Source organism: Streptomyces sp. a15 (genome assembly GCF_059026085.1).
On sequence record NZ_JBWLKM010000077.1, the window covers coordinates 1 to 24069 of the forward strand.

At 71.5% G+C, this 24069-nt stretch carries 24 protein-coding genes and 2 riboswitches; of the genes, 14 read left to right on the forward strand and 10 right to left on the reverse strand.

Annotated elements, in window-relative coordinates; translation table 11 throughout:
• Window positions 1-144 precede the first annotated feature (144 nt).
• The 5 genes from AC5P09_RS41585 (at window position 145) to AC5P09_RS41605 (ending at window position 4514) form a co-directional block, all read left to right on the forward strand.
• Window positions 145-912, forward strand: a complete 768-nt coding sequence (locus AC5P09_RS41585; RefSeq protein ID WP_493878889.1) for an enoyl-CoA hydratase/isomerase family protein — start codon at window positions 145-147, stop codon at window positions 910-912.
• Between the two features lie 262 nt (window positions 913-1174).
• Window positions 1175-1678 carry an ATP-binding protein gene (locus tag AC5P09_RS41590; RefSeq protein WP_383876691.1) on the forward strand — a complete coding sequence of 168 codons (504 nt, stop codon included), beginning with the start codon at window positions 1175-1177 and terminating at the stop codon, window positions 1676-1678.
• A 128-nt stretch (window positions 1679-1806) separates the two neighbouring features.
• On the forward strand, window positions 1807-2607 hold the full coding sequence (locus AC5P09_RS41595; protein WP_493878890.1) for a polysaccharide deacetylase family protein: 801 nt from the start codon (window positions 1807-1809) through the stop codon (window positions 2605-2607).
• Entirely contained in the window at window positions 2607-3803 is a 1197-nt protein-coding gene (locus AC5P09_RS41600; RefSeq protein ID WP_493878891.1) for a YncE family protein, read from the forward strand. The genes AC5P09_RS41595 and AC5P09_RS41600 overlap by 1 nt, the downstream gene beginning before the upstream one ends.
• 90 nt (window positions 3804-3893) lie before the next feature.
• On the forward strand, window positions 3894-4514 hold the full coding sequence (locus tag AC5P09_RS41605; protein WP_493878892.1) for an ADP-ribosyltransferase: 621 nt from the start codon (window positions 3894-3896) through the stop codon (window positions 4512-4514).
• Here the strand turns inward: AC5P09_RS41605 and AC5P09_RS41610 are convergent.
• Window positions 4468-5160 carry a GNAT family N-acetyltransferase gene (locus AC5P09_RS41610; protein WP_493878893.1) on the reverse strand — a complete coding sequence of 231 codons (693 nt, stop codon included), beginning with the start codon at window positions 5158-5160 and terminating at the stop codon, window positions 4468-4470. The genes AC5P09_RS41605 and AC5P09_RS41610 overlap by 47 nt on opposite strands.
• Before the next feature lie 45 nt (window positions 5161-5205).
• On the opposite strand from AC5P09_RS41610, the gene AC5P09_RS41615 reads away from it, so the two are divergent.
• Both AC5P09_RS41615 and AC5P09_RS41620 read left to right on the forward strand, forming a co-directional pair.
• Window positions 5206-6120, forward strand: a complete 915-nt coding sequence (locus tag AC5P09_RS41615) for a MerR family transcriptional regulator (RefSeq protein ID WP_493878894.1) — start codon at window positions 5206-5208, stop codon at window positions 6118-6120.
• 50 nt (window positions 6121-6170) lie between these two features.
• On the forward strand, window positions 6171-6383 hold the full coding sequence (locus tag AC5P09_RS41620) for an EF-hand domain-containing protein (RefSeq protein WP_493878895.1): 213 nt from the start codon (window positions 6171-6173) through the stop codon (window positions 6381-6383).
• Window positions 6384-6447: 64 nt separating this feature from the next.
• On the opposite strand, the gene AC5P09_RS41625 is transcribed toward AC5P09_RS41620, so the two are convergent.
• Window positions 6448-7368, reverse strand: coding sequence for an AraC family transcriptional regulator (locus AC5P09_RS41625; protein ID WP_493878896.1), 921 nt, complete (start codon window positions 7366-7368; stop codon window positions 6448-6450).
• 101 nt (window positions 7369-7469) lie between these two features.
• On the opposite strand from AC5P09_RS41625, the gene AC5P09_RS41630 reads away from it, so the two are divergent.
• Window positions 7470-8477 carry a zinc-dependent alcohol dehydrogenase family protein gene (locus tag AC5P09_RS41630; protein WP_493878897.1) on the forward strand — a complete coding sequence of 336 codons (1008 nt, stop codon included), beginning with the start codon at window positions 7470-7472 and terminating at the stop codon, window positions 8475-8477.
• Window positions 8478-8587: 110 nt separating this feature from the next.
• Window positions 8588-9268: an NADPH-dependent F420 reductase gene (locus AC5P09_RS41635; protein WP_493878921.1), complete on the forward strand. Its 681-nt coding sequence runs from the start codon at window positions 8588-8590 to the stop codon at window positions 9266-9268.
• 32 nt (window positions 9269-9300) lie between these two features.
• On the opposite strand, the gene AC5P09_RS41640 is transcribed toward AC5P09_RS41635, so the two are convergent.
• The 4 genes from AC5P09_RS41640 to AC5P09_RS41655 all read right to left on the reverse strand — a co-directional run bounded on the left by AC5P09_RS41640 (window position 9301) and on the right by AC5P09_RS41655 (window position 11614).
• Window positions 9301-9858 (reverse strand): glycoside hydrolase family 25 protein, encoded by a 558-nt coding sequence (locus AC5P09_RS41640; protein ID WP_493878898.1) that lies wholly within the window; start codon window positions 9856-9858, stop codon window positions 9301-9303.
• A gap of 109 nt (window positions 9859-9967) precedes the next feature.
• On the reverse strand, window positions 9968-10822 hold the full coding sequence (locus tag AC5P09_RS41645) for a DUF3592 domain-containing protein (RefSeq protein WP_493878899.1): 855 nt from the start codon (window positions 10820-10822) through the stop codon (window positions 9968-9970).
• Window positions 10823-10916: 94 nt separating this feature from the next.
• Window positions 10917-11192, reverse strand: coding sequence for a hypothetical protein (locus AC5P09_RS41650; protein WP_493878900.1), 276 nt, complete (start codon window positions 11190-11192; stop codon window positions 10917-10919).
• A complete protein-coding gene (locus AC5P09_RS41655) occupies window positions 11189-11614 on the reverse strand; it encodes a hypothetical protein (protein ID WP_493878901.1) in 426 nt (141 codons plus the stop codon). The genes AC5P09_RS41650 and AC5P09_RS41655 overlap by 4 nt, the downstream gene beginning before the upstream one ends.
• A 165-nt stretch (window positions 11615-11779) precedes the next feature.
• Between AC5P09_RS41655 and AC5P09_RS41660 the strand changes: the two genes are divergently transcribed.
• The 3 genes from AC5P09_RS41660 to AC5P09_RS41670 are packed head-to-tail and all read left to right on the forward strand — an operon-like array spanning window position 11780 to window position 17508.
• Complete coding sequence (locus AC5P09_RS41660; protein ID WP_493878902.1) at window positions 11780-13159, forward strand: hypothetical protein; 1380 nt, start codon at window positions 11780-11782, stop codon at window positions 13157-13159.
• A complete protein-coding gene (locus AC5P09_RS41665; protein ID WP_493878903.1) occupies window positions 13159-14496 on the forward strand; it encodes a hypothetical protein in 1338 nt (445 codons plus the stop codon). Before AC5P09_RS41660 ends, AC5P09_RS41665 begins: the two co-directional genes overlap by 1 nt.
• A gap of 51 nt (window positions 14497-14547) precedes the next feature.
• Window positions 14548-17508: a CHAT domain-containing protein gene (locus AC5P09_RS41670; protein WP_493878922.1), complete on the forward strand. Its 2961-nt coding sequence runs from the start codon at window positions 14548-14550 to the stop codon at window positions 17506-17508.
• Window positions 17509-17514: 6 nt separating this feature from the next.
• Here the strand turns inward: AC5P09_RS41670 and AC5P09_RS41675 are convergent, their stop codons facing one another.
• From AC5P09_RS41675 to gcvT, 4 genes are all read right to left on the reverse strand, one after another.
• Window positions 17515-18882: an L-serine ammonia-lyase gene (locus AC5P09_RS41675; protein ID WP_493878904.1), complete on the reverse strand. Its 1368-nt coding sequence runs from the start codon at window positions 18880-18882 to the stop codon at window positions 17515-17517.
• 78 nt (window positions 18883-18960) lie between these two features.
• Window positions 18961-20223, reverse strand: a complete 1263-nt coding sequence (gene glyA, locus AC5P09_RS41680) for a serine hydroxymethyltransferase (RefSeq protein ID WP_493878905.1) — start codon at window positions 20221-20223, stop codon at window positions 18961-18963.
• A gap of 15 nt (window positions 20224-20238) precedes the next feature.
• Window positions 20239-20616 carry a glycine cleavage system protein GcvH gene (gene gcvH / locus AC5P09_RS41685; RefSeq protein WP_307677432.1) on the reverse strand — a complete coding sequence of 126 codons (378 nt, stop codon included), beginning with the start codon at window positions 20614-20616 and terminating at the stop codon, window positions 20239-20241.
• 131 nt (window positions 20617-20747) lie between these two features.
• Window positions 20748-21881, reverse strand: a complete 1134-nt coding sequence (gene gcvT / locus AC5P09_RS41690; RefSeq protein ID WP_493878906.1) for a glycine cleavage system aminomethyltransferase GcvT — start codon at window positions 21879-21881, stop codon at window positions 20748-20750.
• 37 nt (window positions 21882-21918) lie between these two features.
• Window positions 21919-22032: riboswitch (glycine riboswitch) on the reverse strand.
• Window positions 22033-22132, reverse strand: a riboswitch (glycine riboswitch). It abuts the riboswitch before it with no gap.
• 179 nt (window positions 22133-22311) lie between these two features.
• Here gcvT and AC5P09_RS41695 point away from each other — a divergent pair.
• Both AC5P09_RS41695 and AC5P09_RS41700 read left to right on the forward strand, forming a co-directional pair.
• A complete protein-coding gene (locus AC5P09_RS41695; RefSeq protein WP_493878907.1) occupies window positions 22312-22980 on the forward strand; it encodes an AAA family ATPase in 669 nt (222 codons plus the stop codon).
• Window positions 22981-23131: 151 nt separating this feature from the next.
• Window positions 23132-23935 (forward strand): enhanced serine sensitivity protein SseB, encoded by an 804-nt coding sequence (locus AC5P09_RS41700; RefSeq protein WP_493878908.1) that lies wholly within the window; start codon window positions 23132-23134, stop codon window positions 23933-23935.
• Window positions 23936-24069: the final 134 nt, after the last annotated feature.

The window sequence follows — 24069 nt, forward strand, 5'->3', positions numbered from 1 at the left end:
AAGCCCGGAAGACGACCATCACACGATCGAGCTAAAGCGACCTTATGCACGCTCCTCAACGAGCAGTCGCCACCCCCAGACCCCCGGCCGGGTGTGACCCACGGCACCAAACCACTTGCCGTTAGCCCCCGTTAACCTGCCTGCATGACCGTGAATCTCGAAGTCGCCGAGGGCGTCGGCACGATCCGCCTCGACCGCCCGCCCATGAACGCGCTGGACGTCGCCACGCAGGACCGGCTCAAGGAGTTGGCGGAGGAGGCGGCCCGCCGGGACGACGTGCGGGCCGTGGTGATCTACGGCGGGGAGAAGGTGTTCGCGGCCGGCGCGGACATCAAGGAGATGCAGGCCATGGACCACATGGCGATGGTCCTGCGCGCCCGCGACCTGCAGGACTCGTTCACGGCGGTGGCCCGGATCCCCAAGCCGGTGGTGGCGGCGGTGACGGGTTACGCGCTGGGCGGTGGCTGTGAGTTGGCGCTGTGCGCGGACTTCCGTATCGCCGCCGAGAACGCCAAGCTGGGCCAGCCCGAGATCCTGCTGGGCCTGATCCCGGGCGCGGGCGGTACGCAGCGCCTGTCCCGGCTGATCGGCCCTTCCAAGGCGAAGGACCTGATCTTCACCGGCCGCATGGTGAAGGCGGACGAGGCGCTGACCCTGGGCCTGGTGGACCGCGTGGTGCCCGCCGACGAGGTGTACACGCAGGCCCACGCATGGGCGGCGAAGCTGGCGCAGGGCCCGGCGATCGCCCTGCGCGCGGCGAAGGAGTCGATCGACACCGGCCTGGAGACGGACATCGAGACCGGCCTGGCCGTCGAACGGAACTGGTTCGCGGGTCTGTTCGCCACGGAGGACCGCGCACGCGGGATGAAGAGCTTCGTGGACGAAGGTCCCGGCAAGGCCAAGTTTCTCTGAACCGCTTGCAATTGACGCCGCGTCTGATGCGGGTCCCTCGATGGGGCGGTTTATGGGAGCCTTAAGGCAACCTTAAGTCTGCCTTGTCGAGGGAGCCTGTCGATTGCCGCCCACAGAGCCTCCGCCGCAGGTCGGCCGGGCTGTTCCAGGCACCGAAGCGTCAACGGCATATGCCGGACGACCCGCGCGGAATGACGGATTCCGGGGGGCGTATTCGTCAGGAACGGCCCCGGAGGGCACTCTCGGCGGCCATGATGGGGGCATGGCGGGGCTGGAGGGTATCGAACAGCCGCGGGGAGAGAGCCGTGCGACCGCGGCGCGCTGGTCTCCGACGGTCGAGGACGAACACGCACTCAAGGCGCTCGAACTGTTCGGCAACCCCACGGAGGCGGAGGTTCCGCTGCCGTCCCGCCCCGAGTCCGCGGCCACGGCCCGCCGGCTGGCCCAGGTTGTCGTCCTCCGCCAGTGGGGCCTCACCCCCAAGATGACGGAAGACGCGGTCTTACTGGTCTCCGAACTCGTCGGCAACGCGGTACGCCACACCGGCGCCCGCGTCTTCGGCCTCCGCATGCGCCGCCGCCGCGGCTGGATCCGCATCGAGGTCCGCGACCCGTCCCGGGGCCTGCCCTGCCTGATGCCGGTCCAGGAGATGGACATCAGCGGGCGGGGCCTGTTCCTGGTGGACAAGCTCTCCGACCGCTGGGGCGTGGATCTGCTCCCGCGAGGCAAGACGACCTGGTTCGAGATGAGGGTGGCGGACCGCTGAGGTCGGCGGCGCCCCGCGCCGGTGTGGATGCCGGTCGCGGTCCAGTGGGCGGAGCCCCCTGGTGCGGCGCGACCCGCACCGGCCGCCGTTCGGACGAATCGCCCACTTTCCACCGTAACCCCCCTTAAATGGTGCGGGTGACCACGACCGACCGCCGTACGGCACTCCGCGCAGGCGCCACCTTCGTCACCGCAGGTGCCCTCGCCGCCGGATGCGCGACCCACGGCGCAGTCGCCCACCCCGCCCCCGCCACCGAAAGGTCCTCCCCCAAAGCCAAAGTCAAAGCCAAAGCCACATCCGAAGCTCCCGCCCCCCGCCACTTCCCGACCCACCCCACCCAGCTCACCCACGGCCCCCGCACCCACCCCCGCATCGCCCTCACCTTCCACGGCGGCGGCGACCCCACCACCGCCCGGGCCCTCCTCGCCGAAGCCGAACGACACGACGCCCGGGTCACCGTCCTCGCCGTCGGCACCTGGCTCGACGAACACCCCGCCCTCGCCCGCCGCATCCTCGACGGCGGCCACGACCTGGGCAACCACACCCTCCACCACCTCGACATCAACACCATGTCCGAGGCAGCCGCCCAGGCGGAGATCACCGGCTGCGCCGAGCGCCTCCAGCGCCTCACCGGATCCATCGGCACCTGGTTCCGCCCCTCCCGCGCCGCCCGCGCCTCCCCTCTCGTCGAGCGCCTGGCGCACACCGCGGGCTACCCGCACGTCCTCTCCTACGACGTCGACTCCCTCGACTTCACCTCGCCCGGCGCCGGAGCCGTCACCCGCAAGGTCCTCGGTGAGATCCGCAACGGGTCCGTGGTGAGCCTGCACTTCGGGTACGCGGACACGGTCGCCGCACTCCCCGCCGTACTGGAAGAACTCGACCGCCGCTCACTGCGCGCGGTCACCACCACGGAGCTGCTGAGCTGATGCACCGCAACCGCAACCTCACCACGAGCACCCTCGCCGCCTTGACCGCCCTCACCGCCCTCAGCGCGCTCGCCGCCTGCGGCACCGAGACGACCAGGGACCGTACCGGCGAAACCGGGGTCACCGAGGCAGCCGTACCCGCCCCGCCGAAGAGGAAGCCGGTGCAGGGCCTGCCCGGCATGCCGCCCGTCCTCGACCCGGAGGACGTGTACGCGGCCGACCGCCCGAACAAGCTCTCCCCGGTGGTCAAGGACTTCCCGTCCCGGGTCTACGTCCCCAACACCGAGTCCGACACCGTCTCGGTGATCGATCCGAAGACGTACGAGATCATCGAGACGATCCCGGTCGGACGGCAGCCCCAACACGTCGTCCCCTCCTGGGACCTGAAGACCCTCTGGGTCAACAACAACCGCGGCCACACCCTCACCCCGATCGACCCGAAGACCGGGAAGGCGGGCAAGCCGGTCGAGGTCCACGACCCGTACAACCTCTACTTCACGCCCAACGGCAAGTACGCCGTCGTGATGGCCTCCCTCGACCGCGAACTCGTCTTCCGCGACCCGCACACCATGAAGACGATCAAGACGGAGCCGGTGACCTGCTACGGCGTCAACCACGCCGACTTTTCCCTCGACGGCAGGTACTTCATCGTCTCCTGCGAGTTCAGCGGCGAACTCCTCAAGGTCGACACGGAGAAGATGAAGGTCGTCGGACAGCAGAAGCTCCCGTTCGACGGCGCCATGCCGCAGGACGTGAAGATCTCGCCGGACGGCAAGCGGTTCTACATCGCGGACATGATGGCCGACGGCATGTGGGTCCTGGACGGCGACAAGTTCACCGAGCCCAAGCTCCTGCCCACCGGCAAGGGCACCCACGGCCTCTACGTCAGCCGCGACTCCCGCGAGATGTACGTCTCCAACCGCGGCGAAGGCACCGTCTCCGTCTTCGACTTCACCCAGAACAAGCTCACCAAGAAGTGGCACCTGCCCGACGGCGGCAGCCCCGACATGGGCGGTGTCTCCGCAGACGGCAAGGTCCTGTGGCTGTCGGGGCGTTACGACTCCGAGGTGTACGCCATCGACACCCGCACCGGCACCCAGCTCGCCCGCGTCCCCGTCGGCAGCGGCCCGCACGGCCTCGCGGTCTACCCGCAGCCGGGCCGCTACTCACTGGGCCACACGGGCATCTTCCGCTGAGCCAAGGGGAATTGACCTGTGGTCAGCTGACACGCCGCCGCACGAGTGAAGATCCCCGACGCGCCACCGCGGAGCCGGGATCGTGCTCCCATGATCACAACTCGCCTGCGGCGGCGCGCCGCTGCCGCCGCCCTGTCCCTCGCGGCCGTCCTCGCGACGACGGCCGCGACCACTCCCCAGCAGCCCGCCGCAACTGCCTCCACTGCCTCCACCGCGGCTGCCGCCCCCGCCTGCCCCCAGTTCGACGACCCGGTCGAGGCCGCCGTCGACCACCGCGTCGACGTCGACCGGATCACCCCCGACCCGGTCTGGCGCAAGACCTGCGGCACGCTCTACCGCAGCGACGGCCGCGGCCCCGACATCGTCTTCGAGCAGGGCTTCCACCCGAAGGACGTCGTCAACGGCCAGTACGACATCGAGAAGTACGTCCTGGTCAACCAGCCCTCCCCGTACGTCTCCACGACGTACGACCACGACCTGTACAAGACGTGGTGGAAGGCCGGCTACAACTACTACATCGACGCCCCCGGCGGCGTGGACGTCAACAAGACCATCGGCGACACCCACAAGTGGGCCGACCAGGTCGAGGTCGCCTTCCCCGGCGGTATCGCGCGGAAGTACGTCATCGGGGTCTGTCCGGTCGACAAGAAGGCCAAGGTCGAGATCATGAGCGACTGCGAGAGCAACCCGCACTACGAGCCCTGGCACTGAGCAGCAGCGCCTCCGCGCCCACGGGCCGGTAGCCGGCCGCCTGGAACGCCCGCGTGCTGCGGGCGTTCCCCGGCGCCACCTGCGCCCACAGCGGCTCCGTGACGAGATGCCGGGCCGCCGTCACCAGGGCCCGGCCCAGTCCCCGGTGGCGGGCCCGTTCGTCCACCTCGACGGAGACCTCCGCCCGCCCGGCGACCCCTCGCCCGATCACCAGCACACCGCCGTCCGCCGTCCACGCGCGCACGTCGTCGCGCCGCCCGCGGGCGTACTCGATCCGCGGATGCCCGGTGTCCGCGATCTCCTCGACCGCGAGCGGCGGCTCACCCGGCAGGGGCGAGCCGACCAGCAGCGCGTCGATCGTCTCGCTCGTACGCCCCGTCCGCTCCATGAAGGCCGCCAGGAACCGCGCGTTCATCGTCGCCGCGAGGGCGTCGCACGGCACGGCGTCCAGCGTGTCGTACACCCATTGCGGATCCTCGTCCGTGAAGACGACGGAGTGCGCGGTGAAGGACAGGACGCCCGCGTCCCGGTGGGACGCCTGGGCCACGACCGTCGTACGGCCGTCCGCCGGCGGGAAGACGCCCCGCGCCGCCGCGTCGAGAATGTCCCGCAAGGTCTCCGCCACGACCGCCCCCATCGCGCTCATCGCGCCCTTGAGTCTCCACCCACTGGAAGGCCCAGACTCGCAGACATGATCGACGACGGCACCGGACTTTTCACCATCGGCGAGCTGGCCCGGGCGACCGGGCTGACCGTGCGCACCATCCGCTACTGGTCGGACGAGGGCGCCCTGCCCCCGGTGACCCGGTCGACGGGCGGATACCGGCTGTACGACGCCGCGTCCGTCGCCCGCCTGGAGCTGATCCGCACCCTGCGTGAGCTAGGCCTCGGCCTGGAGGACGTACGCAAGGTGCTGGCCGGCGAGACCACGGTCGCGCAGGTGGCGGCCGCGCACGTGGCGGCGCTGGACGCGCAGATCCGCTCGCTCAAGGTGACCCGTGCGGTGCTGTCGACCGTGGCGCGACGCGGTTCGACCGCAGAGGAGATGACGTTGATGAACAAGCTGGCACGGCTGTCGGCGGCCGAGCGGAGGCGGATCGTCGAGGAGTTCCTGGCGGAGATCTTCGACGGTCTCGACACCGCCGACCCCGACATCCGCACCCGCCTGCGGTTCCACGCCGCCGAACTGCCGGACGACCCCACCCCCGAGCAGGTCGACGCCTGGGTGGAGCTGGCCGAGCTCATGCAGGACTCGGAGTTCCGGGCGCTGATGCGCAGGATGGTCGAGTTCAACGCGGCCGACCGAGGGCCGGACGTCCCGGCGGGCACCTCCATGTGGTTCATCAGCCGCCTGGTGCAGCTCGCGGGGGAAGCCCTGCGCGAGGGCGTCGCCCCCGGCGCCCCGGAGGCCGACGAGGTCCTGCGCGGGCTCCTCGGAGATGCCGACCGGGCCGCCGTACTGGAGCGGCTGACCGCGGCATCGAACGAACGGGTCGCTCGCTACCGTCAGTTGTCGGCCGTCGTGAACGGGCTCGGTCGTCAGCCGGCGTACGAGGAGGAGTTCGCGTGGGTGGTCGCCGCTCTGCGCGCTCACCCGGACCGTTAATCTGACCTTCGTCAGCAAGACTGCAAGGTACGAGACAAAGGGGCGAATCGGTGGCGGACATCGAAGAAGCACGCAAGCATTTCCAGCGGATCGACACTGACGGTGACGGCTTCGTCACCGCCGCCGAGTTCAAGACCGCCCTGGCCCAGCAGGGCGACTGGAATGTCACCGAGTCGGTCGCCGAGGTCATCATCAAGTCCCGTGACCTCGACGGGGACAAGGTCCTGTCGTTCGACGAGTTCTGGACCTACCTGAGCAAGTGACGCGAGCGGTGGAGGGGGCGCCCACGGGTGCCCCCCCTTTTTCTTCCTGTTTCTTCCTGCCGGGTTATGAGGCCCGCCTGCGGTACTGCCCCGGGGCCACCCCGTACTCCCGCTTGAAGGCCTTGGCGAAGGCGAACTCCGAGGCATAGCCGGTGCGTTGGGCGACCTGGCGGAGCGGGAGGTCGTCCGTGCGCAGCAGCCGGCCGGCCGTCGTCATGCGCCACCAGGTGAGGTAAGCCAGCGGCGGCTCGCCCACCAGCGCGGCGAACCGGCGCGCGAAGGCCGCGCGGGACAGGCCGCCTCGGGCGCCGAGCTCCTCCACCGTCCAGGGGTGGGCCGGGTCGCCGTGGATCGCGCGCAGCGCCGCCGCGACGGCCGGGTCGGCGAGCGCGGCCGCCCAGCCGGTCGGGTGCCCGGTGCCGTGCCGCTCGCCCTGCCACCACGCCCGCAGGATGTACAGCAGCAGGGTGTCGAGGAGCGAGGCGACGACAGTGTCCGCTCCCGGCTGCGCCTCCTCCAACTCCGCGCCCAGCAGCTCCACCGCCGCCCGCAGCGAGCGATGGGCGCCGACCCGGGCGGGCAGGTGCACCACCTCCGGCAGCTCGGTGAGCAGGGGGTGGGCGCGGCTGCGGTCCAGCAGGTAGGCGCCGCAGAGCGTGACCGTGTCCGGGGGTGCGTCCCGTTCAGGGGACGGCAGTTCGGGCCACGCCCCGTCCGGATCCAGCCGTACGACGTCCATCTCCACGTCGGGACCACTGGCGAGCGCGTGCCCGCGCCCGTGCGCCAGGAAGGCCACGTCACCCGGCCCGAGCGCGACCGGGTCGCCCTCCGCCGGGATCAGCCACGCCGACCCGCGCAGCACGACATGGAACCCGGCACCGTCCGAGGGCTCGAAGCGGGTGCCCCAGGGGGCGTGGTAGTCCCGGCGCCCGGAGTGCGGCCGCCCGGAGCGCATCGCGGCGACGGCGTCACTGAGTACGTCCATGTCCTCACCGTAGCCGCGAGGTCGAGGAGGAAGACGTACGGACAGGAAAGCGAGATCGGTGGACATGGATCGTCTCGCCCTCGGGTCCTAGCGTCTTCGGTATGCCAACTACCGCACGCACCGTGCTTTTTCATGAGATCGGCGGACCCGAGGTACTGAAGATCGAGGACGTGCCCGTCCCCGAACCCGGTCCCCGCCAAGTGGCTCTACGCATAGAGGCGTTGGGACTGAATCGAGCCGAAGCTCTTTTCCGAGCCGGGACTTACTACTACCAGCCCGCGCTTCCGGCCTCCCGCCTCGGCTACGAGGCCTCCGGCGTCGTCGAGGCGGTCGGCGAGGGAGTCACCGAACTCGCCGTCGGCGACCCCGTGATGACGGGCCCCGGGATCGAGATGAGCGCGCAGGGCGTGTATGCGGAGCGGGTCGTCCTCCCCGAGACCGCGGTCGTACGACGGCCCGCGTCCGTGGACGGGGTCACCGGGGCCGCGGCCTGGCTGACGTACACGACGGCGTACGGAGCCCTGCTGGAAACCGCGGGCCTGAAGCCCGGCGACCACGTCCTCATCACCGGCGCGTCCAGCGGGGTCGGCACCGCCGCGATCCAGGTGGCCCGCCGCATCGGCGCGATCCCGCTCGCCACGACACGCACCGAGGAGAAGCGGCGGCAACTCCTCGACCTGGGCGCGGCGGAAGTGATCGTCTCGGGGGAGCCGGACGGCGGCTCGGAGGCCGTCGCGAAGGAGGTCCGGCGACTCACCGGCGGCCACGGCGCCCAGGTGATCTTCGACGCGATCGGCGGCCCAGCCTTCCGCCCGCTCGCCGACGCACTCGCCGAGGGCGGATCCGTGCTGGTCTACGGCTGGCTGGACCGCCGCCCCGCCGAGATCCCCTGGAACTGGCCGTTCACCCTCCACACGTACGCGAACATGACCCTCACCGCCACCCCGGGCGGCCGCCGCCGCTCCACCGCGTTCCTCAACGCCGGACTGGCCGACGGCGGCTTCCGCCCGGTCGTGGCCGAGGTCTTCGACGGCCTCGACCGGATCCAGGACGCCCACCGGCTGATGGAGTCGAACCGGCACACGGGCAAGATCGTCGTACGGGTCTGAGGCCACCCGCCGCCCGCCACCCGTTCGGCGCGGTGTGGAACAGCTCGCCCTTCCCGGAGGTTGGTGTCCGTGAGAACCGGATAAACGGAGCCGAAGGCTCCGCGGCACACCTGCGAAAGGCGAGGCACGGCATGAAGATCGGCGTCATCGGCGCGGGCAACATCGGCGGCAACCTCACCCAGCGGCTCACCGCCCTCGGCCACGACGTCTTCGTGGCCAACTCCCGCGGCCCGCACACCCTCACCGCACTCGCCGAGGAGACGGGCGCGACCCCCGTACCGGTGGAGGCGGCGGCCCGCGGCGCCGAGATCGTCATCGTCGCGATCCCCGTGAAGGCGGTACCGGACCTGCCCGCCGGCCTGCTCGACGAGGCGGCGGACGGCGTCGCGGTGGTCGACACCGGCAACTACTATCCCCACCGCGACGGCAAGATCGCGGAGATCGACGACGAGGGCCTCACGGAGAGCCGCTGGACTCAGCGGCAGCTCGGCCACCCCGTGATCAAGGCCTTCAACGGCACCTACGCCCAGGACATCCTGGACCGCCCGCGCCCGGCCGGCGCCCCCGACCGCCTGGCACTGCCGGTCGCGGGCGACGACGAGGCGGCGAAGCGCAAGGTGCGGGCCCTCATCGACGAACTCGGCTTCGACACGGTCGACGCGGGCGGCCTCGACGACTCCTGGCGCCAGCAGCCGGACACCCCGGTGTACGGGCTGCGGGCCGGCATCGACGGCGTCACGAAGGCCCTGGCCGAGGCGAGCCCGGAGCGCAAGCCGGAGCTCCGCGGATAGGTCACGCGACCCCGAGTAGCAGGCGCCGGCCGTCAGGCGCCCTCGGCCCACTCGCGCAGCGCCGCCTTGCTCGCGAAGTCCGCCACGTTCTTGTCCAGCGGGTCGTCGGTGTATTGGTGAAAGCGCCACTTCGCCTTGATGCGGGGCTTTCCCGCCGTCACGTAGTCGGCGATCCAGAGGCCGTCACCCGCATAGGACGTGGTGTCGACAGTGAGCCAGTAGTTCCTGTTCGTGTAGAGAACGACCTGATTATTCGGCCGTAGCTCCTTCACCTTCCGTATGAACCGATCCTTCTCTGCATTGCTCGCGTGCGTCCCGTCCCCGGTCGTTTCCCAGTCGACCGCGAGGATGTCGCCTGCCTTCTCGGGAGCGTGCTTGACGAAGTACTCGGCCTGGGCTGTGAGGTTGCCCGGCCAGAGGAAGTGGTAGAAGCCGACGACCAGGCCGGCGTCGCGGGCCCGCTTCGTCTGGGCGGCGAGTTTCGAGTTGACGTACGAACGGCCCTCGGTCGCCTTGATGAAGACGAAGGAGAGGCCGTCCGTGCTGTAGGAGGAGGACTGGTAGGCGCTCACGTCTATGCCGCGCAGCATGGGGACTCCCTGAACTGCCTGTGGGGGAACAGGAGTTGGTTGGTGACTGCTGTTCCACCTTGACACGGGAGATCCGCGCCTGGCACGGAAACGCCGACCTGCGGTCGTGTCACAGCATGGCCGCGCCGGTCACGACCGCCGCCAGTCCGGTGATCAGCAGGATGATGATCAGGCCGACGGACCTCTTGTTGTCCCGGCGGTCCGCCGCGAGGTCGGGGGTGTAGACGGTCGGGTCGGAGGGAGCGTAGTGGATGGTGAGGTCGCGGCCGAGGGAGAGGCCCGGGGAGGGGATGCCGTCCCGGGACAGGACGGTGACGGGGATGCCCTCTCGGGTGGTGAACGTGACAACGGGGGCGTGGTTGACGATCTCGTCGCCTTCTCCGTCGGTGTAGACGTCCTTCGTGACGGCCACGACACGCGCCGGGACGGCGACGGCCGAGGCCAGCAGGCCGTCGCGGGTACGCGCCAGGCGGATGTCCGGACTGGCCGCGGCGAAGGCGGTGAGCAGGGCCCCGAAGCCGAGCAGTGCGTACTGGTAGCCCCAGATGACGGTCGCATGGATCACCAGTCCGATGAGGAGCAGGACGACCGCGCAGTGGGGTCCGCCGCGTCCGCTTTTTTCGCCCACCGTGTCCAGCACGATGCGGAACCGGTGCGGCTGCCCGGGCGGGTAGCGCACCTCGAACTCCCGGCCCACCCAGGCTTCCTCGACCGCCTCGCCGTGCTTGCCGGTGTTCGGCAGGACGAACTCCCGCCCGGTGGCCGGGTCCTGGAACGCGATCGTCACCGGTATGCCGGGCCACTTGGAGGCGCCGTGCGCCGGCTGCCCCACCTCTACGATCCGTGCCTTCACCCATACCGCTCGCTGGGCGCGGGTCAGCCCGGCGAGCGAGAGCCCGTAGCCGAACAGCGCCAGCCCCGCGGGCACCACCCACCACAGCCCCAGCACCTCGTGACCGCTCATCGAGCCCTTACCCTTCTCCGCGGAAGGCAGCCCGCGGGTCGCTTCGGTCGCGCGCCCGCGCCAGGCGCGCCGGCCGTGCTCGCTGTCGGCCGTCTCAGGGCTCCGGCCTCTCGGGCAGGCTCTGCGCCAGCCGGTCCGCCAGGGCGCGCAGGCCGTCCAGCCGATGCGGGTCGTAGGGGAACGAGTGGCGCACGCCCCGTCCGGTGACGATCGCCATCCTGGGGTTCCGGCCCTTGCCGAACTCCAGCCGGGGCTCCTGCCGGATGTGGATGCGGTGGGTGTCGGAGAAGCCGAACACCTCCAGCACCCGGCCGTCGAAGGAGAGCAGGACGGCATCGGTCACCAGCACTTCGTACGGCGCTGCCGTCACGGCGTCACACCGTCCCCGGCGTACAGGTAGCCGCCCGGCCGGGCAGGGTCGGCGACCAGCAGTACCTGGTCGCCGGCGCGGGGAATCCGCAGCTTCGAGACGATGGTCTGGAGCGTGATCCGGTCGGCGGCCCCGGACGGCTGGAGAACCAGGTCGACGACCGGGTCGAAGTTGACCAGTTTGCCGGTGTCGCTGATCGACACGACGGCGGCAGGTATGGTCGGCGCCCCCATGGTGAGCAACTGCCGGACGTCGAGGCCGGAGTTGTACGCGCCGATCGGCTGCTGCACCTTGGCGAAGTCCTCGTCGCCGAGGAACGCGCGCGTGGCGCGACCGTAGAAACCCTTGCCACTGGCCACCTTGCCGGCGATCTCGGTGGCCCGCTCCTCGCGGCTCTCGCGACGCTTCCTGAAGATTCCCATGAGGTTCTCCTTCGTGGTGACGTGCGGTGCGGTTCGGACGACCGTCCTGCTCATGGGGTCCCTCCGCGCCGTCGGCCCTGCCTGACGGAGTGGACGCTAGGCGGCCGCGGTTGCCTACCGATCCCAGGTTCGCCCGCCCGTCTCCGGACGACGTACGCTCCTGACATGCCGCCTCCGAGCCAGCCGACCGGCGAGCGCCGACCGCGCGCCATGGTCATCGACAGGGCCTGGCGTGGCCTCGGCGCGGGGCTGGAATCGCTGAGCGGTCCCGGTGGCGCGCCGTTGACCCGGACGGTCAAGCTGATCGTGCTGCCCCTGATCGTCAGGCCGGCGCTGCACCCCGAACTCGCCGTGGACTTCCTCGGACCGGCGCAGGCCGCACGCCTCGACGCGCTGATCCGGGAGTCCGGTACGCGTCTTGAGGCGACGGCACAGTGGTTCACTCTGCTCAAGAGGGCCCGGCGGGCGCTGGGCGTCGTGGCGGGCAACCCCCAGGATCTGTATTTCCAGAGGTGCTTCGAGCTGGCCACCGAGCACGGCGCGCCCTCGGCCGGTGCGGACGCGTTGGCCAGGGCCGTGGTCGAGGACGTGGCGGACGCGGTCGGCGGGCGCACGGTGGAAGTCCTGAAGGACCACCTGGCGGACGCCGTCCGGCGCGCCCGGCTCGACGAGGAGCTGGCCACCGCGTGGGACAGCCGTCAGCCGGCCCCGGCCGCCGACACGGCTGCCGCAGTCGCCCTGGCGGCCGAGGTTCTGGAAGCCTGCGGGACGGGTGGGGCGAGCGACTCACCGGAGTACGTGTCCATGGTCGAGGCGGGACACGGAGGCCTGCTCGGCCGGGCCCTGTGGGCGCACGCGGGCGGTGTCTGGGGCCGCGACGATCTGCCGGCGCATCTGGGGCTGACCGAGCGGCAGGTGCCACCGCGTCCGGAGGTCGGCCGGAGCGCCTCGACGGCCACGCTTCCCGCGCCGCTGGACCGCACGCTCTTCGAACGGCTCTTCGTCGTGCTGCAGTCGTCGGCCCGGCGGGAGGAGTTGCCGACGGTGCCGGAGCTCGTCGGGCGGGAGGCCGGCCGCAGTTGCGCACCGCTCGGCCTGTACGACGAGAGCCTGCGCGTCGCCGTGGTGCTCGGCGGCCGCCTCGCGGCCGGCCTGGACCCGCTGGGCACCGGAGAGACCGCGCCGGGGCGGACCGCGGCACACCGGGCCGTCAACAGCCGCTGGCGACGGGAGGCTTCGGTCCTTCGGGCCCGCAGGATGACCGTCTCTCCTCGCCCCGACCCGGACGGCGGCGTGCTGAACGCCCTCGCTCAGGACCTCCGTACCCCCTGGGCCGCCTACATGCGGCGGCTGTGGGTGCGGCTGCACGGGCGGGACGTCCGCGACGCACCGCTGGGGGACGTCGCCTCGGCCTGGGCGGTCCTCGACGGGGTCGCCCGCTCGGTGATGATGGACCACCGGGCCAGGGTCCGGTCGGCACTGCGCACACTGTCGGTGACCCGGGCGGAAACGGCCGAGCGGGCCGCCGCCCCGAGGAGCGCCTGATGGCCGGGGCCCCCATGGAGGTCCGGGTGGCGCGGGCCGAGGACGGCACGATCCGGGTCGCCGCCGACCCGGGCTTCAGCCGGGCTGATGACCGGGCCCAGGACGGCAGTGGCGAGGGCGTCGTGGCCCCCGACTTCGCGCGGGCCGTTCTCGACGTCGCGGGAGCGGTGCTGGCCTGGCCCGTCCTCGGGGATCCGGGGCCGCCGGTGGCTCAGGTGCATGACGTGGGGCGGGCGCAGCAGTGGCTGTGGGCGGTCTACGGTGAGCGGACCGCCGCCGCCGTGGACGCCTGCGCGGCAGGGGAGCAGGCCGGCGTACGGGTGACGGCGGACCTGACGGCGCTCGCGGGCAGCGCCGCCCGGCTCGGCTTCGGACACTGGACGGCCCGGTGGTGGCCGGCGTCGTACCTGGACGGGATTCCGGCGCTCGAACCGGACGTACTCGGCCTGGAGTTGGCCGCGCTCACCCACGGGTGCCAGCAGTTGTTCGACGACTTCGGTGACCAGCCCGACGACTGCGTGGCCGAACTGATCGAGGATCACCAGGCCGCCCTCGACCCGCTGATCCAGTGGTGGCGCGCGGCACCGCGGCCGACGGACACGGCACGGCACCTGGAGAGCGTACTGCGGTTGATCGACGACGCGGCGGACAGTGCCGGCCTGGACGGGCAGGCTCTGCGGCACCTTGGGTCGTCCCTGGACCAGCGACGTCCGGCCGGTACGCCGGTCGACCCCGGCGTGCTGTTCGCACGGCACGACGGCTACGCCCTCGCGGCGGGAGATCCGCTCGTCGCGGGCGGCCGGGTGATCGCCCGGGGCTCGGGGACCAACGACTGGCGCCGCTACCCGCCAGGCTTCGTCGACGCCTCCGAGACCGCGGTGTCCTGGACCGCTCGCGCTCTCGGTGCGCGACGGCAGATCGAGGTCGACGTCGTCGCGCACATCGCGGCACCCGCCGTCGGGACGCCCCTCGTCGCGGAGGTCCGGGTGAACGGCGGCCGCCGGAACCGGGTGCCGCTAGTCAGGCGGGACGACGTGTGGACCGGCCGGGCGGACCTGGACCTGCCGGCCGCGGCGATGCCGCCGCGGATCGAGGTCGGAGTGCTGCTGCCCGGCTTCGACCCGGGCCTCGGTTCCGGTACGTCCGGCGAAGCCGAGGGCCCCGACGCCTCCGGCGACGTCGAAGGCCGCGCCGACCGCGACGCGATCCGCGCTCTGGTCCGGCGGCGGCTGACAACCGCGGCACAGGCCCTGGCCCACGACGCGCCGCCGCACGACGCTCCCTGGGGGCTGTTCCTGGCGGAGATCGCCGCGGCTGCCACCGGTGAGGACTACTGACGGACGGCGGACGCGGAGGACGACGGGATGGTCGACGCGGTGGACCACGGGATGGACGGCTCGGTGAACGACTCGGTGAACGACGAGGTGGACGACTCGGTCGTGCGGCTGTACGGAGAGCCCTTCGACAGCGGTTTCGCCCTGGCCGAGGAACATCAGCTGACCGCTGATCTCGCCGCCGCGTGCGCCGTCTACGAGGAGCTGCTCACCGTGGCCGGGTCCTTCGACGACTCGCCCGACGTACGGTTCCTGCGGGCGCACCTGCTGTCGGACCTCGCGAGTGTCCGGCTCACCGCCACAGACCTGGCCGGGGCGGCGGATGCCGTCGAGCGGGCCCGCGTGCTGCTGGACGGCATCGCATCGGTGCCGATGGGGCCGAACGGGCGTCAGCTGTGGCTGGAGGTCCTGCTGAAGACACTGCTCGCGAGGGCCGACCTGCTGCGCAGGACCGGGGACCTGGACGAGGCGCTGGCAAGTCTCGACGAGGCGGCTGCCGTGCTGCCCGAGTTCCACGACCCCGAAGGGCTGCGCGCCGCCGAACTCGGCCTGAACCGGGTGCACCTGCTGATGGAGCGGGGCGAGTGGGGAGTGGCCGAGGAGCTGGCCTCGGCGCTGCTGTCCACCGTGCCGGAGACCGCGGCGCAGACCGTGCCGCGGCTGCTGACGGCCCTCGGCCTGATCTGCGCCTCGACCGGGCGGTTCGACCCGGCCGAGGACTGGTTCGTCCGCGCGGAGGAAGGCTTCCGGGCGACGGGGGACACCGTCGAGCAGCAGGCGCTGCTCGCGCACCGGGCCTACGCCGCGATGCACCGGGGCGACCTCGACCTCGCGGAGCGGTGGTACGCCGAGGCGTCCGAGATCTTCGAGCGGCAGCGGCAGTTCGGTGATCTGGCGGTCTGTGAACAGGCCCGTGGCTTTCTCGCCGGTCAGCGGGGCGACAGCGCCCGCGCGGGCGACCTGACGGAGGCGAGCCTGGCCCGGTTCGAACGGCTCGGCGCCTCGATCGCCGCTGCCGACACGATGCTGCTGGGCGCCCAACACGCGTACGACCGGGGCGACATCCCGCAGATGAAGCGGCTGGCCCAGGAAGCCCGCGACGTGTACCAGGCGCGGGAGGTGTACGAGCGGTGCGCACAGGTCGACCTCATGCTCGCGAGAACCCTTGAGGACAACCTGAACCTGACGGACCACGGCGCCCACGAGACGGAGTCCATCGGTACCGCGCTCTCCCTCGCCCTGCCCGCCGCACTGGCTCTGGAGGCGGCGCGCTACGACTTCGTCACGGCCCACGCGCGCAGTCAGTGGCTGCAACTGGCGGACGACGCCATGCGGTTGGTCTTCCGTCTCGCGGTACGCCGACAGGACCAGGGACTGCTCTTCGAACTGGTGGAACACCGCTGCGCGGGCGCCTCCTTGGCACTGGACCGTACGCCGTCGACGCCGCCTGCCCCGCCCTCAGGGCCCTCGGAGTCCGCCGAAGACGCCGGGGCGGTCTTCCCGACTGCGGCCATGAAGGCGTACGGGCACGTCGACGGCCGGATGGCGCTCGGCGGTGCGGCGGCGGAGGCCGCCGCCTCCGCCGGTCTGCGCGTCGCGCCGCCGCCGAAGGTGCGGATGTCGCCGGAATCCGGCCGCGTCGCGCTCCAGGAGTACATCGCGGCGGCCGAGTTCCGCTATCACCGACGGATCGTGAACGAGGAGGAGACGCCGTTCTGGATCACCGACGACCTGACGGACCGCCCGGTGGTCCAGATCCGGCTGGCCGACGCCGGAGACCTGTTCATGACCTGGACCTGGGCCGGCGGGGCCCACGGGTTCGGCACCGGTCAGGGGCCCGGTGACGAAGTCGACCGGGCGGTGCGCGAGCTGGCCGCGGCGCTGCCGGGGGCGGGCGGCGGAGCGGAGGGGATGCGGCGTGCGTTCGACTCGGGCGCGTTGGCGGATCACCGGGCCGAGCAGCGGCTCGCGCGGACGCTGGCCGAGGCGCTGTGGCCGGAGGGGCTGACGGCGCAGATACGTCAGGTGGCGGCGCGCGCGGGCCGCCCGCTGGTGCGGATCCAGCCGTCTCCCCGGGTCGCCCAGGTCCCCTGGGAACTGCTTGCCGTCGACGACGCGACCGACGTACGGCTCATAGAACTGGCGGACGTCGTGACCACGGCGCCGGCGTGGTTGCGACGGCAGGACCGCGCGGTACGTCCGACGCCGGACGCGGACACCGCGGCGAACGCCGACGCCGGCGCGGTCGTTCTCGCCCTCGACCCCCGGGTGCCCGGATTCCGGGCCGACTCCCCGCTCGGCTCGGTCCTGGGACCGCCCGGCTCGGACCCGGAGCTGTTGTCGTTCGTCCGGAGGCGTCTCGACGCGGGTGCCGTCGTGCCGTCCGTCGCCACCCCGGCGGAGGCCTTCCGCCGCACTGACCTGGACCGGGACTGGCTGAGCGGCGTGCTCCGCCAGGGGGCACGCAGGCTGATGTACGTCGGCCACGTGAGCAGCGCGCCGGTCGAGGGCGGGCAGAGCGAGGACGGCACGCTCCATCTGTGCTGCGGACCGGGGACCGTCGGCCTGGCCGAGGCGGTCCGCACCCATCGGCCGCTGTCGGCCAAGGACCTCCTGCTGGGCACGCTTCCCCTGCGCGCGGACGGCGAGCCGGGTGCGCGGATCTGGCCCGCGCCGCCGCGGGTCGCACTGATCGGCTGCGAGAGCGGCGGCGATCTGCGGTTCGCCGAGTCGTTCGGTCTGGCGACGGCGATGATCCACAACGGTGCCGAGCTGGTCACCGCCACCCGCTGGGTGCTGCCGACCAGCTTCGCCTTCCACGGGCTCGCAGGTCTGCCCGAGTCCGTACGCCCGCTGTCGGAGGCGATCGTCGCCGTCGACACCGCCCACGAACACCGCGACCCCGTGCACCGGCTCGGCCGCTGGCAGCGCGAGCAACTCGACCACTGGCGAGCCGGCGGCCGCATCGAGCACTCGCCCCTGCTGTGGGCGGCCATGACCTGCATCGTCGTCTGACCGGCCTCAGCACTCGATGATGTTGACCGCCAGCCCGCCCCGCGCCGTCTCCTTGTACTTCACCGACATGTCCGCCCCGGTCTCCTTCATCGTCTTGATGACCTTGTCCAGGGACACCTTGTGCGTGCCGTCCCCGCGCATCGCCATCCGTGCCGCCGTGACCGCCTTCACCGCGGCCATGCCGTTGCGCTCGATGCACGGGATCTGGACCAGGCCGCCGACCGGGTCGCAGGTGAGGCCGAGGTTGTGTTCCATGCCGATCTCGGCGGCGTTCTCGACCTGTTCAGGGGAGCCGCCGAGTACTTCGGCGAGGGCGCCCGCCGCCATCGAGCAGGCCGAGCCGACCTCGCCCTGGCAGCCGACCTCGGCGCCGGAGATGGAGGCGTTCTCCTTGAAGAGCATGCCGATCGCGCCGGCGGCGAGCATGAAGCGGACCACACCCTCCTCGTCCGCACCCGGCACGAAGTTGATGTAGTAGTGGAGCACCGCGGGGATGATGCCCGCCGCTCCGTTCGTCGGCGCGGTCACCACGCGCCCGCCCGCCGCGTTCTCCTCGTTCACCGCCATCGCGTAGAGCGTGATCCACTCCATCGCGTGCGCCAACGGGTCGCCCTCCGCCCGGAGTTGACGGGCCGACATGGCCGCCCTGCGGCGGACCTTCAGCCCGCCCGGCAGGATGCCCTCGCGGGCCATGCCGCGCGAGACGCACGCCTGCATCACCCGCCAGATCTCCAGGAGACCCGCGCGGATCTCCTCCTCCGTGCGCCAGGCCCGCTCGTTCTCCAGCATCAGCGCGGAGATCGACAGGCCGGTCTCCTGCGTCAGGCGCAGCAGTTCGTCGCCGGTGCGGAAGGGGTACTTGAGGACCGTGTCGTCGAGTTTGATGCGGTCCGCGCCCATCGCGTCCTCGTCGACGACGAAGCCGCCGCCCACCGAGTAGTACGTCTTGGTGAGCAGCTCCGCCCCGGAGGCGTCGTACGCCCACAGGGTCATGCCATTCGCGTGGTAGGGCAGGGTTTTACGGCGGTGGAGGACGAGGTCCTTGTCGAAGTCGAAGGCGATCTCGTGCTCGCCGAGGAGCCGCAGCAGCCTCGCCGCCTTGATGTCCTCCACCCGTTGGTCGGCCTTCTCCACGTCCACCGTGCGCGGCGAGTCGCCCTCCAGGCCGAGCAGCACCGCCTTGGGGGTGCCGTGCCCGTGGCCGGTCGCGCCGAGGGAGCCGTAGAGCTCGGTCCGTATGGACGCGACCGACTCCAGCAGGGCCTCGTTGCGCAGGCGGCGGGCGAACATGCGGGCCGCGCGCATCGGGCCGACCGTGTGGGAGCTGGACGGGCCGATGCCGATCGAGAACAGGTCGAAGACCGAGATGGCCACGGGTACTCCTCAATACGGGTGGTGCAGGGGGCGGGCGCCCCGCACTGTCGAGTGTGCGGGGCACGCCACAAAAAGGAACTACTTGTTCAGACCGGGGTACAGCGGGTGCTTGTCGGCAAGGGCCTTCACCCGGGTCTTGAGGGCTTCGACGTCGTAGGACGGCTTGAGCGCCTCGGCGATGACATCCGCGACCTCCGCGAAGTCCTCGGCCGTGAAGCCGCGGGTGGCGAGGGCGGGCGTACCGATCCGCAGGCCCGAGGTGACCATCGGCGGACGCGGGTCGTTCGGGACGGCGTTGCGGTTGACCGTGATGCCGACCTCGTGGAGGCGGTCCTCGGCCTGCTGCCCGTCCAGCTCGGACTCGCGCAGGTCGACCAGGATCAGGTGCACGTCGGTGCCGCCGGACAGGACGTTGACGCCGGCCTCGCGGGCGTCCGGCGCCGTCAGCCGCTCGGCGAGGATCCGCGCGCCCTCGACCGTACGGCGCTGGCGCTCCTTGAAGTCCTCGCTCGCCGCGACCTTGAAGGACACCGCCTTGGCCGCGATCACGTGCTCCAGGGGGCCGCCCTGGAAGCCCGGGAAGACGGACGAGTTGAGCTTCTTCGCGAAGTCCTTCCTGGCGAGGATGATGCCGCCGCGCGGGCCGCCCAGCGTCTTGTGGGTGGTGGAGGTGACGACATCGGCGTACTCGACCGGGTTCGGGTGCAGACCCGCCGCGACCAGACCCGCGAAGTGCGCCATGTCGACCCACAGGTACGCCTCGACCTCGTCGGCGATCCGGCGGAACTCGGCGAAGTCCAGCTGCCGCGGGTACGCCGACCAGCCCGCGATGATCACCTTCGGCCGGTGCTCCTTGGCGAGCTGCTCGACCTCGGCCATGTCGACCAGGCCGGCGTCGTCGACGTGGTACGCGACCACGTTGAACTGCTTGCCGGAGAAGTTCAGCCGCATCCCGTGGGTCAGATGGCCGCCGTGGGCGAGGTCCAGGCCGAGGATGGTGTCGCCGGGCTGGGCCAGCGCGAACAGCGCGGCCTGGTTGGCGGAGGCGCCGGAGTGGGGCTGCACGTTGGCGTACTCGGCGCCGAACAGCTCCTTGACCCGGTCGATCGCGATCTGCTCGGCGACGTCGACGTGCTCGCAGCCGCCGTAGTAGCGGCGGCCGGGGTAGCCCTCCGCGTACTTGTTGGTGAGGACCGAACCCTGCGCCTCCATGACCGCGACCGGCGCGAAGTTCTCGGAGGCGATCATCTCGAGGGTGGACTGCTGGCGGCTCACCTCGGCGTCGACCGCGGCGGCGATCTCCGGGTCGAGCTCGTGCAGGGGCGTGTTCAGAACGGACATCGGGTGTACGACTCCTCAGCCGGCGGAAAAGGCGGTGTACTCGTCGGCGGAGAGCAGGTCGGCCGGCTCGTCCGTGACACGTACCTTGAACAGCCAGCCGCCCTCGAAGGGCGCGGAGTTCACCAGCGACGGGTCGTTCACCACGTCCTCGTTGACCTCGGTGACCTCACCGGACACCGGGGCGTACAGGTCGCTGACCGACTTGGTCGACTCCAGCTCGCCGCAGGTCTCGCCCGCGGTCACCGTGGCACCGACCTCCGGAAGCTGGACGAACACGACATCGCCGAGCGCGTTGGCCGCGTGCTCCGTGATGCCGACCGTCGAGACGCCGTCCGCGGCGGCCGACAGCCACTCGTGCTCCTTGCTGTAACGCAGCTGCTGGGGGTTGCTCATGGCCTGAATTCTCCTGTACGCGGGGGAGTGCTGGTGAATGGGGGACTGCTGGAAACGCACGTGAGCAGCGGAAATGTGCGCAGGGTCACGCGCACGGACCGCTCAAGTCTGTACTTCTGGCGTTTGAGTCTCTACTTCTGGCGCTTGTAGAACGGCAGCGCCACGACCTCGTACGGCTCGTGGCTGCCCCGGATGTCCACCCCGACACCCGGCGTGCCCGGAGCCGCGTGCGCGGCGTCGACGTACGCCATCGCGATCGGCTTGCCCAGCGTGGGGGAGGGCGCGCCGGAGGTGACCTCGCCGATCACCTCGCCGCCGGCGACGACCGCGTACCCGGCGCGCGGGACCCGACGCCCCTCGGCGACCAGGCCGACGAGGACGCGCGGGGGGTTGGTCTCCGCGCGGGCGGCGGCCTCGGTGAGCGCCTCGCGCCCCACGAAGTCGCCCTCCTTCTCGAACTTCACGACGCGCCCGAGGCCGGCGTCGAAGGGGGTCAACGACGTCGACAGCTCGTGGCCGTACAGCGGCATGCCCGCCTCCAGGCGGAGCGTGTCGCGGCACGACAGCCCGCAGGGGACCAGGCCGACGCCCTTGCCCGCCTCGGTCAGGGCCTGCCACAGCTGCTCCGCGTCGGAAGGCGCCACGAACAGCTCGAAGCCGTCCTCGCCGGTGTAGCCGGTGCGGGCGATCAGCGCCGGGACGCCGGCGACGGTGCCGGGCAGGCCGGCGTAGTACTTCAGTCCGTCCAGGTCGGCGTCGGTGAGGGACTTCAGCACCCCCGGCGACTGGGGACCCTGCACGGCGATCAGCGCGTACGCGTCCCGGTCGTCGCGCACCTCGGCGTCGAAGCCGGACGAACGCTCCACGAGCGCGTCCAGCACCACCTGGGCGTTGGAGGCGTTGGCGACGACCATGTAGTGAGAAGACCCGGCCTCGGTGTCGGCCAGCCGGTAGACGATCAGGTCGTCGAGAATGCCGCCGTCTTCGCGGCAGATCATGGTGTAGCGGGCGCGGCCGACACCGACGGACGCGATGTTGCCCACCAGCGCGTAGTTCAGGAGCTGCGCGGCCTGCGGGCCGGTCACCGTGACCTCGCCCATGTGCGAGAGGTCGAAGAGTCCGGCGCGGGTGCGTACGGCGTTGTGCTCGTCGCGTTCGGAGCCGTAGCGCAGGGGCATGTCCCAGCCGGCGAAGTCGGTCATCGTCGCGCCGAGCGAACGATGCAGGGCATCGAGCGCGGTGTGACGGGGTGCGGTGCTGCTCATCGGACGGTCGTCTCCCAAGGCATGACGGCGAGGTCGTTCCTCCCCATCTGTCATCGGAACCTGAGAGGTTCGACGTGACCCCGCGAAACGGTGGTCACGACTTGCACCTTGGGTGGAGCCACTGTCGCAGCGGCCCGCTTTTCAGATGTGCCTCGCCCGCGCGGTAACGGGGACCTGAGAGATTCAAGGGAGGGACTTGCTCCTTCGGCGCCCCAGCGAGGTACGGCTGGGGACTCTCCCGCGCGGATTCAAGCGGCCGGTATGCAGTTGGCGCGCACATCATTGCACGCATCGTCGGCGCGTGGCAGGCCGCATCTGTAACCGGCCTGTGGCAGTAAGCGCATGAAAACGCGAGACACCGCGTATTACCTTCTCTTTACACTCGACGGGGAGGGAAACTCGTGACCCACCCCAGGGGAGGACGATCACGGTGAACAGGACCACTGCGTACGCCACGACCTCGGCCGTAGCGCTGCCCGAGCAGCCCTCGGCCCCGGCCCGCGGCGCGTGTGGAGCGCGCCCGGCACCCGTCCTCCGCGACCTGCGCGAGCGCGAGGGCCACAGCCCGCACGCACTGCTCTTCGGGCCCCGCGACCTCGTCGTGATCACCGGCCTGCCCGGCAGCGGCAAGTCCACGCTGATGCGGCGCACCGTCAAGGGCACGCGGATCGACTCCCAGGACACCCGCGACCGCTGGGACGGCCGGCTGTCCCGCTTCCTGCCGTACGCGGTCTACCGCCCGCTCGTCCGCGTCGCCCACTACGCCGGACTGCGCCGCGCCCTGCGCTCCGGCGAGGGCGTCGTCGTGCACGACTGCGGTACGCAGGCCTGGGTGCGCGGCTGGCTGGCCCGCGAGGCCCGCCGCCGGGGCGGCACCCTGCACCTGATGCTGCTCGACGTCGCCCCCGACACGGCCCTGGCCGGCCAGCGCGAACGCGGCCGCGGCGTCTCGCGGTACGCGTTCCTGCGTCACCGCGGCGCGGCCGCCCGCCTGATCAGCTCCGTGGAGCAGGGCGACCTGCCGCCGGGCTGCGGCTCGGCGGTCCTGATCGACCGGGACGCGGCGAACGTCCTGAGGCGGATCGGCTTCACGGGCTGAGGCGGATCGGCTTCACGGGCTGAGGCGGGTCGGTTTCGCGGCCCGAACGGGTGCAGGGGCCGGATTGCTGTGACGGGCTGACTCCCGGCCCGCCCGCACCCGTTAGCCTTTTCAGCCACAGCAGCGGTACTCGGCAGGCGGTAGACAGCAGATGGACTTCCCGGCGGATCTCCCAGCGGGCTTCTCGGAGTTCCCGGCACAGGCGCACGCCCATTCGCACGGCGGATGGCCCGGCAACGAGCTGGAGGAGGTGCTCTCCGCCTCCCTCGGCATCCCCGGGGCCGGCGGGCGGATCGTCGAGGTGCTCGGCCGCAGCTTCGTGTGGATCCCGCTGCCCAGCGGCGGCGGCCCGCACAGCGGCCCGCTCGACCTGCCCACGCTGGAGATCGACGGTCAGGCCTACGTCCCGGTGTTCAGCTCCGAGGAGCAGTTCCGCCAGGTCGTCGGCTCGCACATGTCGTACACCATCGCGCCCGCGGTGGAGTTCGCCCGCGGGCTGCCCCCGCAGGTCGGCATCGCCGTGAACCCGGACGGCACGGTCGGCGTCCCGCTGCCCCCGCCCGCCGTGGCCGACCTCTGCCGCACCGGCCGTACCCCGCTGGACGGCCCCGCGAGCGGCGGCCGCGTCAAGCTCTACGAGCCCGACTGGCAGGACGACCCCGTCGACTTCCTCGCCGCGGCCTCGGCCGAGTTCGCGGCCACCGGCGTCATCCTCACGGCCCGCCGCTGCCTGGCCGCCATCGAGACGGCGAACCCGGTGATGTTCGTGGGAGTGGAGCTCTCCCACTGGGACGCCCCCGACCTGCGCACGGCCCCCATGGACGCCCTGGCCGCGGCCCTGGGCCGCGCCCCGGCCCCCTGGCCGGTCAACCTGGTCCTCCTGGACGTGGCCGACGACCCGGTGGGCCACTGGATGCGTGAGCAGGTCCGGCCCTTCTACACGAGCGGCTACTAGAGAACGCCGCAAGGGCGGCGTCCCCAGGGGCGCGGGGCTGTGTCGACATGCGGCTCCGCCGCGGGGGCGCGACAAGCCACGAACAACCCGCATCCGCCCACCGGCGAGCAGCCCCGAGCTCTCACGGCTCCGCC

Bases quoted from the DNA above. Each gene is read 5' to 3' on its own strand.
- AC5P09_RS41605 (WP_493878892.1), top strand. From the start codon at position 3,894: ATGATCACAACTCGCCTGCGGCGGCGCGCCGCTGCCGCCGCCCTGTCC.
- AC5P09_RS41640 (WP_493878898.1), bottom strand. From the start codon at position 9,858: ATGCTGCGCGGCATAGACGTGAGCGCCTACCAGTCCTCCTCCTACAGC.
- gcvH (WP_307677432.1), bottom strand. From the start codon at position 20,616: ATGAGCAACCCCCAGCAGCTGCGTTACAGCAAGGAGCACGAGTGGCTG.
- AC5P09_RS41645 (WP_493878899.1), bottom strand. From the start codon at position 10,822: ATGAGCGGTCACGAGGTGCTGGGGCTGTGGTGGGTGGTGCCCGCGGGG.
- AC5P09_RS41585 (WP_493878889.1), top strand. From the start codon at position 145: ATGACCGTGAATCTCGAAGTCGCCGAGGGCGTCGGCACGATCCGCCTC.
- AC5P09_RS41615 (WP_493878894.1), top strand. From the start codon at position 5,206: ATGATCGACGACGGCACCGGACTTTTCACCATCGGCGAGCTGGCCCGG.
- AC5P09_RS41700 (WP_493878908.1), top strand. From the start codon at position 23,132: ATGGACTTCCCGGCGGATCTCCCAGCGGGCTTCTCGGAGTTCCCGGCA.
- glyA (WP_493878905.1), bottom strand. From the start codon at position 20,223: ATGTCCGTTCTGAACACGCCCCTGCACGAGCTCGACCCGGAGATCGCC.
- AC5P09_RS41610 (WP_493878893.1), bottom strand. From the start codon at position 5,160: ATGAGCGCGATGGGGGCGGTCGTGGCGGAGACCTTGCGGGACATTCTC.
- AC5P09_RS41670 (WP_493878922.1), top strand. From the start codon at position 14,548: ATGGACGGCTCGGTGAACGACTCGGTGAACGACGAGGTGGACGACTCG.
- gcvT (WP_493878906.1), bottom strand. From the start codon at position 21,881: ATGAGCAGCACCGCACCCCGTCACACCGCGCTCGATGCCCTGCATCGT.
- AC5P09_RS41630 (WP_493878897.1), top strand. From the start codon at position 7,470: ATGCCAACTACCGCACGCACCGTGCTTTTTCATGAGATCGGCGGACCC.
- AC5P09_RS41600 (WP_493878891.1), top strand. From the start codon at position 2,607: ATGCACCGCAACCGCAACCTCACCACGAGCACCCTCGCCGCCTTGACC.
- AC5P09_RS41595 (WP_493878890.1), top strand. From the start codon at position 1,807: ATGGTGCGGGTGACCACGACCGACCGCCGTACGGCACTCCGCGCAGGC.
- AC5P09_RS41590 (WP_383876691.1), top strand. From the start codon at position 1,175: ATGGCGGGGCTGGAGGGTATCGAACAGCCGCGGGGAGAGAGCCGTGCG.
- AC5P09_RS41625 (WP_493878896.1), bottom strand. From the start codon at position 7,368: ATGGACGTACTCAGTGACGCCGTCGCCGCGATGCGCTCCGGGCGGCCG.
- AC5P09_RS41655 (WP_493878901.1), bottom strand. From the start codon at position 11,614: ATGGGAATCTTCAGGAAGCGTCGCGAGAGCCGCGAGGAGCGGGCCACC.
- AC5P09_RS41660 (WP_493878902.1), top strand. From the start codon at position 11,780: ATGCCGCCTCCGAGCCAGCCGACCGGCGAGCGCCGACCGCGCGCCATG.
- AC5P09_RS41665 (WP_493878903.1), top strand. From the start codon at position 13,159: ATGGCCGGGGCCCCCATGGAGGTCCGGGTGGCGCGGGCCGAGGACGGC.